The organism is Aureimonas populi (genome assembly GCF_017815515.1).
In the GTDB taxonomy this organism is placed as follows: domain Bacteria; phylum Pseudomonadota; class Alphaproteobacteria; order Rhizobiales; family Rhizobiaceae; genus Aureimonas; species Aureimonas populi.
The window spans coordinates 1619300-1632337 of sequence record NZ_CP072611.1; the positions used below are offsets into that span (position 1 = coordinate 1619300).

Here is a 13038-nt window from a genome sequence, read left to right on the forward strand (position 1 = left end):
GCGCGCGCTTCTCCGAAGCTCGGGGGCCGTTAGCGGATATTCTGGAGGAACCGCGTCAGATCGTCGGTGATGTAGTCGATATGGACGCCCTCGCGGCCCTCGTGCTCCCAGGCGTCGCCCACCGTCGTCTCGAAATTGTGCGGCACGATCAGGACGGTCTTCAGGCCGAGCGACTTGGGCACCGCAAGGTTGCGCGAGAGGTCCTCGAACATGGCCGCGCGCGAATGGTCGATGCGGTGAAGGCCCATGAACTTGTTATAGGTCTCGGCGGCGGGCTTGGGCACGAGGCCGGCGGCCACGATGTCGAAGATGTCCTCGAAATGGTCGATGATGCCGAGCGCGCGGGCGGTGCGCTCCGCATGGCCCCGGTCGCCATTGGTGAAGATGAACTTGCGGCCGGGCAGCGCCTTGATCTCCTCGCCCAGCGCCGGATCGGGCAAAAGGACCGAATAGTCGATGTCGTGGACATAGTTCAGGAACTTGTCCGGATCGACATTGTGGACGCTCATCAGGCCGGCCAGCGTGGTGCCATGGTCGCGGTAGAACGCCTTCTGCACGCGCCGCGCCTCCTGCGGGTCGAGCTGCAGGAGCTCGCCCACGAAGCTCGTCATGCGCGCGTCGATCTGCGCGAAGAGGTTCGTGCGGCGCGGGTAGAGCGTGTTGTCGAGGTCGAAGATCCAGTCGCGCACATGGGCGAAGTCCTCCGGCGAGGCTTGCGCGGTGCGGCGGATCGTCGTCGTCTCGTTCATGTCGGCCAGGGCTCCGGTGTCCGCTCCTCGTGAGCGGGACATCCTATATAGGTTGCCCTTGCCGGAAGCCTACGGAACGATGAGCGTGCCGGCGCCGTGCTCGGTCAGAAGCTCCAGAAGCACAGCGTGCATCACCTTGCCGTTGAGGATGACGACGCCGCGCACGCCGCGCTCGATGGCCTCGATGCAGGTTTCCACCTTGGGGATCATGCCGCCGGAAATGGTGCCGTCGGCGATCAGCGCCCGGGCCTGCGCGACGGACAGCTCCTTGATGAGCTGCTTGTCCTTGTCCAGCACGCCCGGCACGTCGGTGAGGAAGAGCAGGCGCTCGGCCCCCAGCGCCCCGGCGATGGCGCCGGCGAAGGTGTCGGCGTTGATGTTGTAGGTGTGGCCGTCGCGGCCGGGCGCGACCGGCGCGATGACGGGGATCATCTCCGAGCGGGCCAGGAGGTCGAGCAGCGTGCGGTCCACCTCCACCGGCTCGCCGACGAATCCGAGGTCGAGCACGCGCTCGATATTGCTGTCGGGGTCGCGCACCGTCTTGTTGGCCTTCTGCGCGAAGACCATGTTGCCGTCCTTGCCGCAAAGGCCGATGGCCCATTCGCCCTCGGCGTTGATCAGGGCGACGATCTCCTTGTTGATCGAGCCGGCCAGGACCATCTCGACCACTTCCACCGTCTTCTCGTCGGTGACGCGCAAGCCCCCCTCGAAGCGGCTTTCCAGCCCCATCCTCTCCAGCATGCGCGCGATCTGCGGGCCCCCGCCGTGGATGACGATGGGGTTGATGCCCGACTGCTTCAACAGGGCGATGTCGCGGGCGAAGGCGCGGCCCAGCTCCGGGTTGCCCATGGCGTGGCCGCCATATTTCACCACCACGGTCTTGTTCTCGTAGGCCTGCATGAAGGGCAGGGCCTGCGCCAGGAACCGGGCCTGATTCTCGCTGTCGTCCATGCTCATGTCCCATCCTCCGCCAGCCTTCGCAGCGCTCGTCTAGAGCATCGCGGCGACGGTTTGAAGGGGTGGAGCGGGCGGGCCGGTTAACCCTTCGCGCATGAAAGCCGCGCAAACCTGCAAAAGAATTCTTTCATAGATTGTGTTCCCGCCTGCCCTGGCCTCTCCTTGCGAAGGGCGGCAGGGCATGGAAGGCGGGCGTGGATCGAGGGTCGCGAAGGCAGGCGATCGGGTTGGGCCGGGGACGGCGGGCGGCGTGTGGCGCGCTGGCGGCGGCCCTCCTTCTCGCGCCCGGCGAAAAGGCGCTGGCCGGCGCCTGGACGCAGGAGAAGGGGCGCGGGCTCGTGATCGCGACGCTGGCCGGCGCCAGCGCCTCGCGCGCCTTCGACGGGGACGGCGCCCTGGCCGCCGCGCCGGCATGGCGCAAGGCGGAAATCCACGTGCTGGCCGAATACGGCATCAGCGACCGCTTCACCCTGCGCGGCAAGGGGCATGTGGAACGTTGGCGGCTGGGCGCGCCCGGCGCCGGCGACCATGCCGGCTGGGGCGTGCAGGAGATCGGCGGGCGCTACCGTCTGGTCGAATCGGGGCCGTTCATCGGCTCGGTGGAAGCTTCTCTGCGGGTGGCGGACGCTCATGATCGGACCGCGCCGGAATTCGAGGGGCGCCTCCTCGCGGGCTACGGCTTCGAGCTGCGCGGGCTCCCCTCCTTCCTCGACATGCAGGCGGGCTGGCGCCATCGACCACAACGTGAAGGCGACGAGGTTCTGCTCGACCTGACCTTCGGAACGCGCCTGGCCGAACCCGTCCTTCTTCTGCTTCAGAGCTTTTCCGCCATCGAGCCGGAGCGTGGCGCATCCTTGCCCGCCGGCTCGCAAAGCCACAAGCTGCAGGCGAGTGCGGTGCTCGACGTGAGCGAAAGCCTCTCGCTCCAGGCCGGACTGTTCCGCACGCTCATGGGGGTGAGCACGCTGGAGGAGGAGGGGGCGTTCGTCAGCCTGTGGTTGCGTTTCTGAGCGCCCCGCACCTCTCGTGCGAACGGCCTTTACTTAGCCCGATGCTTGCCCTTCCCGAGATGTTTCGAGACGGGCGGGGCGGCGGTCATGGTCGTTCCGGTTCGGCTTCGGCTGCTTGCGGCCCGCGTGGCGGGCGGGCTGCGTATGGCGAGGTGTAGGGGATGGCGGAAGGCGCGCCTTTCCTTCGCCATTGCCGGCCTGGCGAACAAATGCGCCTGTCTCTTTTTTGACCTGTCCCTTGTCATCTGCCGGGAATCGGTGTTCATTTTGCGCGCCGGTTACGTTGGCGTCATTCGAACGCATCGCGGCCCGGCTTTTCGTATCTCTATGAGGATGGAGCGATAATGCGGATTGCAACCTTCATGGCCGCGACGGCGCTTGCTGCGGGCCTGGTCACGAGCGCGAGCGCCGAAACGGTGCGCTGGGCCCGCTCGCAGGACGCCACGACGCTCGACCCGCATGCGCAGAACCTCGGCACCAACCACAACTTCCTGCACCACATCTACGAGACGCTGGTCGATCGCGACACCGAGGGCACGCTGATCCCGCGTCTGGCCACCGAATGGAACCTCAAGGAGGGCGACGACACCGTCTGGGTGTTCAAGCTGCGCGAGGGCGTGACCTTCCACGACGGGTCCGAGTTCACCGCCGAGGACGTGGTTTTCTCGCTGGAGCGCGCCAAGACCGAAGCCTCCAACATGCGCCAGCTCCATGCGGACGTGGCCAGCGTTTCGGCGGTGGACGACTACACGGTGGAAGTGCAGATGGAGGGCCCTTCGCCGCTCTATCCGAACAATCTGACCAACACCTTCATCATGGACAAGACCTGGGCCGAGACCAACGACGTGGTCGAGGTGCAGGACTTCGCCGGCGGCGAGGACAATTACGCCGTCCGCAACACCAACGGCACCGGCCCCTACACGCTGGCCTCGCGCGACCCCGACGTGCGCTCGGTGATGACGGCCTATGAGGAGCATTGGGCCGAGGAGGCCCCGGACGTCGCCGAGATCCAGTATGTGGTGATCTCCGAGGCGGCCACGCGCGTCGCCGCGCTGCTCTCGGGCGAGGTGGACTTCGTCCAGGACCTGCCGGTGCAGGACGTGGAGCGCCTGTCGAACCAGGGCGGGGTGAAGATCGAGACAGGGGCCGAGAACCGCTCCATCTACTTCGCCTACCGCTTCGGCGAGGAGCCGCTGCGCTCCTCCAACATCACCGACCGCAACCCCTTCAACGACCCGCTCGTGCGCGAGGCGATCCATCTGGCGGTGGACCGCGAGGCCATCCAGCAGGTGGTCATGCGCGGCCAGTCCGACCCCACCGGCATCGTCGTCCCGCCCTTCGTCAACGGCTGGACGGAGGAACTGGACGCCTATCCCGCCCCCGACATCGAGCGGGCCCGCGAGCTGATGGCCGAGGCCGGCTTCCCGGACGGCTTCACGGTGACGCTGGACACGCCGAACAACCGCTACGTCAACGACGAGGCGATCAGCCAGGCGGTGGCCGGGATGCTCTCGCAGATCGGCGTGAACGTAACGCTCGCCTCGCGCCCCGTGGCGCAGCACTCGCCCCTGATCCAGAACAACGAGACGGATTTCTACCTTCTCGGCTGGGGCGTGCCGACCTTCGATTCGGCTTATAACTTCAACGACCTCATCCATACGAAGGAAGGCGATTACGGCGCCTATAACGGCGGCCTCTACTCCAACCCGGAGCTGGACGAGAAGATCGTGGCGCTGGGCACCCAGACCGACCTTGCGGCGCGCGACGCCGCCATCGCCGAGATCTGGGAAGCGGTGCAGGCCGACCGCGTGGTCCTGCCGATCCACAACCAGGTGCTGGCCTATGCGATGAAGGACAATCTCACGCTCGCCGTGCATCCGGAGAACCAGCCGCGTCTTTATGAGATGCAGGTCGCCGAGTAAGCGCGAGACCACGGCACGGCCCGCCCCGCGAATCCACGCGCGGGGCGGGCCGCTTTTTTTGGCGGGAGCGCCTCGTCGCCCGCCGCTCCACGGAGAGCTTCGCGCCCATGTTGGCCTTCATCCTCAGACGCCTCGGCCAGTCGATCCTGGTCATGCTGGTGGTCGCCCTCATCTCCTTCATGCTCTTCCGCTATGTGGGCGACCCCATCGCCTCCATGGTGGGGCAGGACACGCGCATCGCCGAGCAGGAGATGATGCGCGAGCGGCTCGGCCTGAACGATCCGTTCTACGTCCAGTTCTTCAACTTCGTCGTCAACGCGGTGCAGGGCCAGTTCGGCATCTCCTACCGCCTCCAGCAGCCGGTGATGGATCTCATCATCAGCCGCGCCCCCGCCACGCTGGAACTCGCCTTCACCTCGGCCATCCTGGCGCTGGTCATGGGCCTGGCGCTCGGCGTCTACACCGCCATCCGCAGCGACGGGCTGGTCTCGCGCTTCCTGATGACGGCCTCGCTCGTGGGCGTCTCGCTGCCCACCTTCCTGATCGGCATCGGCCTGATCTACGTCTTCGCGGTGGAGCTCGGCTGGCTGCCCTCCTTCGGGCGCGGCCAGACGGTGGACCTCGGCGGCTGGCAGACGGGCTTCCTGACCACCAGCGGCCTTCTTTCCCTCGTGCTGCCGGCCATCACCCTCTCGCTCTACCAGATGACGCTGATCATGCGCCTGGTGCGCGCCGAGATGATGGAGGTGATGCGCTCGGACTACATCAAGTTCGCGCGCGCCCGGGGCGTGCCGCAGCGGCGCATCAATTACGGCCACGCGCTGAAGAATACGATGGTGCCGGTGATCACCATCACCGGGTTGCAGCTCGGCTCGATCATCGCCTTCGCGGTCGTCACCGAGACCGTGTTCCAGTGGCCGGGGGTCGGGCTGCTCTTCATCCAGTCGGTTCAGGTCGTGGACGTGCCGGTGATGGCCGCCTACCTGATGTTGATCGCCTTCGTCTTCGTCGTCATCAACCTTGCGGTGGACCTTCTCTACCACGTGGTCGATCCGCGCCTGCGCGTCTCGACCGGCACGGCGAAATAGGAATTCCCGTCATGAGCGATACCGCCAAACCCGTGCCGACGCCGCCGCAGCGATCGATCTTCTACCGCGCCTGGGATTCGGACCTGGGCTATTCCTTCCGCAAGTCGCCGGTGACGATCCTCGCCGCGCTCGTGGTGCTGCTCCTGATAGGCATGGCGCTGTTCGCGCCGCTGATCGCGCCCACCAACCCGTTCGACGGGCGCGGCATCAACCTGATGAACGGCTTCACGCCGCCCATGGAGCCGAACCGCTTCACCGGCGAGACCTTCCTTCTGGGCACCGACAACCAGGGCCGCGACGTCTTGTCGGCCATCCTCTACGGCAGCCGCGTCTCGCTCTTCGTGGGCTTTGCGGCCGTCACCTTCTCGCTCATCCTGGGCGTCAGCCTCGGGCTTCTGGCCGGCTATATGGGCGGGCGCACGGACGCCGTCATCATGCGCGTGGCGGATGTGCAGCTGTCCTTCCCGGTCATCCTCATCGCGCTGCTCATCTTCGGCATCGCGCGCGGCTTCCTGCCGCCGCAGTATCGCGAGACCATGGCGGTCTACGTCCTGATCGTGGCCATCGGCCTGTCGGACTGGGTGCAGTATGCGCGCACCGTGCGCGGCGCCACGCTTGTGCAGAAGAACAAGGAATATGTGCAGGCCGCCATGCTGATCGGGCGCAAGCCCTTCGCCATCATGTTCCGCCACGTCCTGCCCAACGTGACCGAGCCCATCCTCGTCATCGCCACCATCTCGCTGGCGCTGGCGATCATCTCCGAATCGACCCTGTCCTTCCTGGGCGTCGGCGTGCCGCCGACCCAGCCCTCGCTCGGCACGCTCATCCGCGTGGGACAGGGTTTCCTCTTCTCCGGCGAATGGTGGATCCTCCTGTTCCCGTCCCTGACGCTCCTGGCGCTCGCGCTCTCCATCAATCTCCTCGGCGACTGGCTGCGCGAGGCGCTGAACCCGAGGCTGGCCAAATGAGCGCCGCCGTCGAGACGGCGGGCGAGCGGGCGCGGGCCGCGGCGACGCCGGTCATCAGCGTGAGGGACCTCGTGGTCGAGTTCCCGACGCGGCGGGGCGTGCTCCGGGCCATCGACAAGGTCTCGTTCGACGTGGCACCGGGCGAGATCCTGGGCGTGGTCGGCGAATCGGGGGCGGGCAAGTCGATCACCGGCTCGGCCATCATCGGCCTCATCGACCCGCCGGGGCGCGTGGCCGGGGGCGAGATCCTGCTGAAGGGCAAGCGCATCGACAATCTGCCCGAGGAGGAGATGCGCCGCCTGCGCGGCAAGCGCATCGGCATGGTCTTCCAGGACCCGCTGACGAGCCTCAACCCGCTCTACACGGTGGGCGAGCAGATCATCGAGACCATCCGCACGCATCTGCCCATGTCGGAGGCGCAGGCGCGCAAGCGCGCCATCGAGCTTCTGGCCGATGTCGGCATCCCCGCGCCGGACAACCGCGTGGACAGCTATCCGCACCAGTTCTCCGGCGGCATGCGCCAGCGCGTCGTCATCGCGCTCGCGCTCTGCGCCGAGCCGGAGTTCATCATCGCCGACGAGCCGACGACCGCCCTCGACGTGTCGCTCCAGGCGCAGATCATCGCCGTCTTCAAGCGCGTGTGCGAGGAGCGCGGCACCTCCGCCATCCTCATCACCCACGACATGGGCGTGATCGCGGAGGCGGCCGACCGCGTGGCCGTGCTCTATGCGGGCCGCGTGGCCGAGGTGGGGCCGGTGAGGGACATGCTCGGCAAGCCGCTGCACCCCTATACGACCGGCCTGATGGGCTCGATCCCCTCCATCGCCGGGACGGACGATCGCCTGCGCCAGATTCCCGGCTCCATGCCGCGCCTCAACCGCATCCCCTCCGGCTGCGCCTTCCATCCGCGCTGCGAGCACGAGATGCCCGTCTGCTCGCAGAAGCGCCCGGGCCTCAACCATGTCGGGCAGACGGATGTCGCCTGCTTCCTCCATGGAGACGCCACGGCATGAGCGCGCTTCTGACGATCGACCATCTCTCGCGCGAGTTCGACGTGTCCGCCCCCTGGCTGAACCGGGTGATCGAGCGCAAGGGCAAGCAGAGCGTCAAGGCCGTCGACGACGTGACGCTTGAGATCCGCAAGGGCAAGACCTTCGCGCTGGTCGGCGAATCGGGCTCGGGCAAGAGCACCATCGCGCGCATGGTCGTGGGGCTGATCGAGCCGACGAAGGGCGCGGTGAAGTTCGACGACGTGGACATCTGGGACGCGGCCAACAAGCGGCAGGTCGGCGAGCTTCGCCGCCGCTTCCAGATGATCTTCCAGGACCCCTATGCCAGCCTCAACCCGCGCTGGCGCGTGCGCGACATCGTCGCCGAGCCCCTGAAGACCTACGGCATCGCCACGACGAGCGCGGAGATCAACAAGGAGGTCGGCCGGCTTCTGGAGGTGGTGAAGCTTTCGCCCGAAGACGGGATCAAGTATCCGCACCAGTTCTCGGGCGGCCAGCGCCAGCGCATCTGCATCGCGCGCGCGCTCGCCAACCGGCCGGAATTCATCGTCTGCGACGAGCCGACCTCCGCGCTCGACGTGTCGGTGCAGGCGCAGATCCTCAACCTGATGCGCGATCTCCAGGACGAGTTCGGCCTCACCTATCTCTTCATCAGCCACAACCTTGCGGTGGTGAACTACATGGCCGACGAGGTGGGCGTGCTCTATCTCGGGCGCCTGGCCGAGATCGCGCCGCCCAGGGTGCTGTTCGAGCGGGCCCGCCACCCCTATACGCGCTCGCTGCTGGACAGCGTGCCCGACATGGAGATGACCGGGCGCGAGCGCCATCCGGTGAAGGGCGAGATTCCGAACCCGATCTCGCCGCCCTCCGGCTGCGCCTTCCACCCCCGCTGCCCCTTCGCCAACGACCGCTGCCGGCGCGAGGTGCCCCTGATGAAGGCGCAGGACGGCGTCGTCGTCGCCTGCCACGGCGTGGAGGAAGGGCGGATCTAAGAGACCGTTCGAGACTTCGGGCGGGTCGGTCCTGCGGGTCTTTTGCGCCACCGCCGCGTCCCCGATCCTCGCCGATGCCGCCGGCATCGACGGGCTCCTCGCGGACGACGAAAAATCCCTCGCAGGCCCTCCGCCGCCGAACTCTCAAACAGTCTCAAGGCGCCGCCTGCCCGTCGGGGCGGGCGCGCGCCGCTTTCGCGCCCGCCCGTAGCGGGCCGCCTGGGCCCCTGCGGAGGGCACCCGGCCAGGCACCCTGCCGCTCTCGGGCCTTGCGCGGAAGTCCGCGCGGGTGGATATCGGGGCGTTCATCAGGCGGAGCGGCGAAGTGATGGCAGTGGACGGGGGCAACGGGTTCGATCTTGCCCACGTGGTCGCGCTTCTCGCGGCGGGCGTCGTCGCGGTGCCGATCTTCAAGCGGCTGGGCCTTGGCTCCGTGCTCGGCTATTTCGCAGCCGGGCTTGCCATCGGACCCTTCGGCCTCGGCCTTTTCGGCGATCCGGAGGGCATCCTGCATCTCGCCGAGTTCGGCGTCATCATGCTGCTCTTCGTCATCGGGCTGGAGATGGAGCCGGCGCGGCTCTGGGCGCTGCGGCGCCAGATCTTCGGCCTCGGCCTCGCGCAGGTCCTGGCTTGCGGCACGCTGCTGACGCTGGCCGGGCATCTGGCGGGCCTCTCCTTGCCGGTCGCCTTCGTCGCCGGCATGGGCTTCGTCCTCTCCTCCACCGCCGTCGTCACGCAGATGCTGGAGGAGCGCGGCGATCTCGGCACGCCGGCCGGGCAGAAGGCGGTGTCGATCCTGCTTCTGGAAGACCTGGCCATCGTGCCGCTGCTGGCCATCGTCGCCTTCATCGGGCCGCGCGGGGAGGTCGTCGAGACGCCGCTCTGGCAGGAGCTCGCGCTGGCGGCCGGCGCGCTGGCGCTCCTCGTGCTGGCCGGGCGCTATCTTCTCAACCCGATGTTCGCGGTGCTGGCCCGTTCCAAGGCGCGCGAGGTGATGACGGCCGCCGCCCTCCTTGTGGTGCTGGGCGCCGCGCTGCTGATGGAATCGGGCGGCCTCTCCATGGCGATGGGGGCGTTCCTGGCGGGCGTCTTCCTGTCCGAATCCTCCTTCAAGCACCAGCTCGAAGCCGATATCGAGCCGTTTCGCGGCATCCTGCTCGGCCTGTTCTTCCTGGCCGTCGGCATGTCGCTGGACATCGCCGTCATCGCCGCGCGGTGGCCCGTGATCATCCTGTCGGTCGTCGCCTTCGTGCTGGTGAAATCGCTTGGCATCTATCTCGTCGCGCGGCTTCTCGGCTCGCGGCGGCGCGAGGCCATCGTGCGCGTCACGCTGTTCGCGCAGGGCGGCGAATTCGCCTTCGTCCTCTACTCCGCCGCGCTCGACAACGGCATCTTCGATGCCGGGACAAACGCGGTCTTCACCGCCACCGTCATCATCTCCATGGCGCTGACGCCGCTCACCGCGCTGGCCCTCAAGCGCTTCATGCCCGCTGAGGCCGTCTCGCTCGATGGCGTGGAGCGGCCCGAGGAGCTGGAGGGGCGCGTGCTCATCATCGGCTTCGGCCGCTTCGCGCAGGTGGCCAGCCAATCCCTGCTGGCGCGGAACATCGATATCTCCATCATCGAGAACGACGTGCAGATGATCCGCGCCGCCGCCGATTTCGGCTTCAAGGTCTATTACGGCGACGGCACGCGGCTCGATGTCCTGCGCGCCTCGGGCGCGGGGCGCGCGGAGGCGGTGCTGGTGTGCATCGACGACCGCGAGGCGGCGACGAGGGTGGTGGAGCTTCTGGGCTCGGAGTTCCCGCACGCCAAGGTGCTGGTGCGCGCCTACGATCGCGGCCATGCCATCGAGCTGGTCAAGGCGGGGGTGGACTACCAGATCCGCGAGACCTTCGAATCCGCCATGGCCTTCGGCGCGCAGGCCCTGCGGAAGCTGGGAACCGACGAGGCCGACATCGCCGACGTGGTGGAGGATGTGCGCCGGCGCGAAGCCGAGCGCTTCGCGCTCCAGCTTGCCGGCGACATCGACGCCGGGCGCCGGCTGATGCGGGGCAATGCGCCCATGCCCGAACCGCTCACACGGCCGCGCCGGCCCGGCCGTGTCTTCGACGTGGAGGGGCACGAAAACCCCGCCTCTTAAAGGATGAGGATGGCCCGAAGGTCGTTGACGTTGGTCAGTGTCGGCCCTGTCACCACGAGGTCGCCGAGGGCTTCGAACAGCGTGTAGCTGTCGTGGGCCGCCAGGAGGGCGGCCGGGTCGAGCCCCGCTTGCCGCGCCCGCGCAAGGGTGTCGGGCGTCACGACGGCGCCGGCCGCCTCCTGCGTGCCGTCCACCCCGTCCGTGTCGCCGGCCAGCGCGAAGATGCCGGGCGCGCCCGCCAGCGCCAGCGCAAGGCCGAGCAGGAACTCCGTGTTGCGCCCGCCGCGCCCCGGCCTGGCCGAGCCGATGGAAACGGTGGTCTCCCCGCCGGAGAGGATGACGGCGGGGCCGCCCAGCGGATGGCCGTGGCGGCGCGCGGAGCGGGCGATGCCGGCCATCAGCGTGCCGACCTCGCGCGCCTCGCCCTCCAGCGCGTCGCCGAGGATGAGGGGGCGCAGCCCTGCGTCCCGTGCCACGCGCGCGGCGGCCTGCAGGGCCATCAAGGGCGTGGCGATCAGCCGAAAATCGGACACGAAATGGTCGCGCGGTCCCGGTTCGTTCGCCAGGAGCCGCGCGGCGGCCGGGGGCAGCCCGGTGCCGAGGCGCCGGACGAGAGCGGAAAGGTCGTCGCCCGCCTGCGGGTCGAAGACGGTCGGGCCCGAGGCGATGGCGCGCGGATCGTCGCCCGGCACGTCCGAGATGGCCAGCGTCACCACGAAGGCGGGATGGGCCGCCTCCGCCAGCCGCCCGCCCTTGATGGCCGAGAGCCGGCGGCGCACGCGGTTCATCTCGTTGATGCTGGCGCCCGAAGCGAGGAGCAGCCGGTTGACCGCCTTCTTGTCGGCCAGCGTCAGCCCTGGCGCGGGAAGCGCCATCAGCGAGGAGCCGCCGCCCGAGATGAGCGCGAGCACGAGATCCTCCGCGCCGAGGCCCGAAACGGCGTCGAGAATCCGGCGCGCGGCCGCTTCGCTCGCCTCGTCCGGCACTGGGTGGGCCGCTTCCAGCACCTCGATGCGCCGTGTGGGCACGCGGTGGCCATAGGGGGCGACGACGACGCCGGAAAGGTCCACATCCGGCCAGGCCGCTTCCACCGCCTGCGCCATGACCGCCGCCGACTTGCCTGCGCCCACGACGACGCAGCGCCCGCGGGGTTTTGCCGGCAGATGCGCCGCCAGCACCTTCAGGGGATCGGCGCTGGCGATGCCCGCCTCGAAGATCCGGCGCAGGAGCGCGCGGGCCTGTGTTTCGTCCAGCGATTCCCTCAGCCTGTCCATCATGGGCCCTCCACCCCGATTGTTAGCGGGCGGATGGCGGGGGCGACAACGAAAAAAGGCCCCGCGCGACGCGGGACCTTCGATCCACCCTCTCTCAAAATCCGTCGGCCGCCGGGCGGCCCGCGAAATCTCAGGTGAGGCCGAGGAAGCTCAGAATGGCGACGATGACGACGATGACGCCGATAATGTAGAAAATGTTCACGGGGTCTCTCCTGTTCCTGACAAAGCCGTGAACGCGGTTGGCGCCCGATCGTTCCAGCGACAGGAGACAATCGCCCTCAGGGCGCGACCTTGCGGGCCCGCACCGCCGGCGCGTTCATCCGCCTGATGCCCAGAAGCGCCAGCGCCACGCTGGCGAGCGTGACGAAGGCGATGAGCCCGATCCAGTGCCCTTCCTCCATGCCGCCCGTATGGGCCGCGCCCGTGGCCGCCAGGTAGCCCGGCGCCAGCATGGCCGGCGCCCAGATGACGGCCGAGCCGAGATTGGCGATCTGGAACCGCAGATGACTCATGCCGAGGATTCCCGCCACGAGCGGGATGGTGGAGCGCACCGGCCCGAAGAAACGGCCGAGGAAGACCGAGGCGAAACCCCAGCGGCGGAAGAACAGCCGCGCGCGCGCCACGCCGCGGCGATGGCTGCGCAGCGGCCAGCGATGCACGACGGTGGGGCCGAAATAGCGTCCGATGCCGTAGGAGACCGCATCGCCCAGCACCGCGCCGATCACGGTGGAAAGGAGGATGGGGAAGGGGTCCAGCACGCCGGCGCCCACGAGCCCGCCGATCGCCAGCATGATCGCCGTGGCGGGGATCAGGAGCCCGACCACGGCCAGCGATTCGCCGAACGCGATGAGCCCGATGATGGGAATCGCCCAGGCCTGATGCAGTTCGATCAGTCGCCCGATCTCGGCGATCATTGCATCCATGT

General features: G+C 68.3%; 11 protein-coding genes. 7 read left to right on the top strand and 4 right to left on the bottom strand.

Annotated features, from left to right (window positions below; translation table 11 throughout):
- Positions 1 to 29: 29 nt before the first annotated feature.
- A complete protein-coding gene (locus J7654_RS07470) occupies positions 30 to 749 on the bottom strand; it encodes a pyrimidine 5'-nucleotidase (protein ID WP_209739503.1) in 720 nt (239 codons plus the stop codon).
- Positions 750 to 818: 69 nt separating this feature from the next.
- Positions 819 to 1706 (bottom strand): acetylglutamate kinase, encoded by an 888-nt coding sequence (gene argB / locus J7654_RS07475; protein ID WP_209739505.1) that lies wholly within the window; start codon positions 1704 to 1706, stop codon positions 819 to 821.
- A gap of 227 nt (positions 1707 to 1933) precedes the next feature.
- On the opposite strand from argB, the gene J7654_RS07480 reads away from it, so the two are divergent.
- From J7654_RS07480 to J7654_RS07510, 7 genes are all read left to right on the top strand, one after another.
- Positions 1934 to 2716 (top strand): hypothetical protein, encoded by a 783-nt coding sequence (locus J7654_RS07480; RefSeq protein ID WP_209739507.1) that lies wholly within the window; start codon positions 1934 to 1936, stop codon positions 2714 to 2716.
- A gap of 344 nt (positions 2717 to 3060) precedes the next feature.
- Entirely contained in the window at positions 3061 to 4638 is a 1578-nt protein-coding gene (locus J7654_RS07485) for an ABC transporter substrate-binding protein (protein ID WP_209739509.1), read from the top strand.
- Between the two features lie 107 nt (positions 4639 to 4745).
- Positions 4746 to 5726: an ABC transporter permease gene (locus tag J7654_RS07490; RefSeq protein ID WP_209739510.1), complete on the top strand. Its 981-nt coding sequence runs from the start codon at positions 4746 to 4748 to the stop codon at positions 5724 to 5726.
- Between the two features lie 11 nt (positions 5727 to 5737).
- A complete protein-coding gene (locus tag J7654_RS07495; RefSeq protein ID WP_209739512.1) occupies positions 5738 to 6694 on the top strand; it encodes an ABC transporter permease in 957 nt (318 codons plus the stop codon).
- Positions 6691 to 7707 (top strand): ABC transporter ATP-binding protein, encoded by a 1017-nt coding sequence (locus tag J7654_RS07500; protein ID WP_209739514.1) that lies wholly within the window; start codon positions 6691 to 6693, stop codon positions 7705 to 7707. Before J7654_RS07495 ends, J7654_RS07500 begins: the two co-directional genes overlap by 4 nt.
- Complete coding sequence (locus J7654_RS07505) at positions 7704 to 8696, top strand: ABC transporter ATP-binding protein (protein WP_209739516.1); 993 nt, start codon at positions 7704 to 7706, stop codon at positions 8694 to 8696. Before J7654_RS07500 ends, J7654_RS07505 begins: the two co-directional genes overlap by 4 nt.
- A gap of 328 nt (positions 8697 to 9024) precedes the next feature.
- Complete coding sequence (locus J7654_RS07510) at positions 9025 to 10839, top strand: monovalent cation:proton antiporter-2 (CPA2) family protein (RefSeq protein ID WP_209739518.1); 1815 nt, start codon at positions 9025 to 9027, stop codon at positions 10837 to 10839.
- On the opposite strand, the gene J7654_RS07515 is transcribed toward J7654_RS07510, so the two are convergent.
- Both J7654_RS07515 and J7654_RS07520 read right to left on the bottom strand, forming a co-directional pair.
- On the bottom strand, positions 10836 to 12116 hold the full coding sequence (locus tag J7654_RS07515) for a glycerate kinase type-2 family protein (RefSeq protein ID WP_377946353.1): 1281 nt from the start codon (positions 12114 to 12116) through the stop codon (positions 10836 to 10838). The two genes, J7654_RS07510 and J7654_RS07515, sit on opposite strands and share 4 nt — an antisense overlap.
- 275 nt (positions 12117 to 12391) lie before the next feature.
- Complete coding sequence (locus J7654_RS07520) at positions 12392 to 13036, bottom strand: DedA family protein (protein WP_209739520.1); 645 nt, start codon at positions 13034 to 13036, stop codon at positions 12392 to 12394.
- Positions 13037 to 13038: the final 2 nt, after the last annotated feature.

Coding starts and splice junctions, on each gene's coding strand:
- J7654_RS07470 (WP_209739503.1), bottom strand. CDS start 749: ATGAACGAGACGACGACGATCCGCCGCACCGCGCAAGCCTCGCCGGAG.
- argB (WP_209739505.1), bottom strand. CDS start 1,706: ATGAGCATGGACGACAGCGAGAATCAGGCCCGGTTCCTGGCGCAGGCC.
- J7654_RS07485 (WP_209739509.1), top strand. CDS start 3,061: ATGCGGATTGCAACCTTCATGGCCGCGACGGCGCTTGCTGCGGGCCTG.
- J7654_RS07490 (WP_209739510.1), top strand. CDS start 4,746: ATGTTGGCCTTCATCCTCAGACGCCTCGGCCAGTCGATCCTGGTCATG.
- J7654_RS07495 (WP_209739512.1), top strand. CDS start 5,738: ATGAGCGATACCGCCAAACCCGTGCCGACGCCGCCGCAGCGATCGATC.
- J7654_RS07500 (WP_209739514.1), top strand. CDS start 6,691: ATGAGCGCCGCCGTCGAGACGGCGGGCGAGCGGGCGCGGGCCGCGGCG.
- J7654_RS07505 (WP_209739516.1), top strand. CDS start 7,704: ATGAGCGCGCTTCTGACGATCGACCATCTCTCGCGCGAGTTCGACGTG.
- J7654_RS07510 (WP_209739518.1), top strand. CDS start 9,025: ATGGCAGTGGACGGGGGCAACGGGTTCGATCTTGCCCACGTGGTCGCG.
- J7654_RS07515 (WP_377946353.1), bottom strand. CDS start 12,116: ATGATGGACAGGCTGAGGGAATCGCTGGACGAAACACAGGCCCGCGCG.
- J7654_RS07520 (WP_209739520.1), bottom strand. CDS start 13,036: ATGGATGCAATGATCGCCGAGATCGGGCGACTGATCGAACTGCATCAG.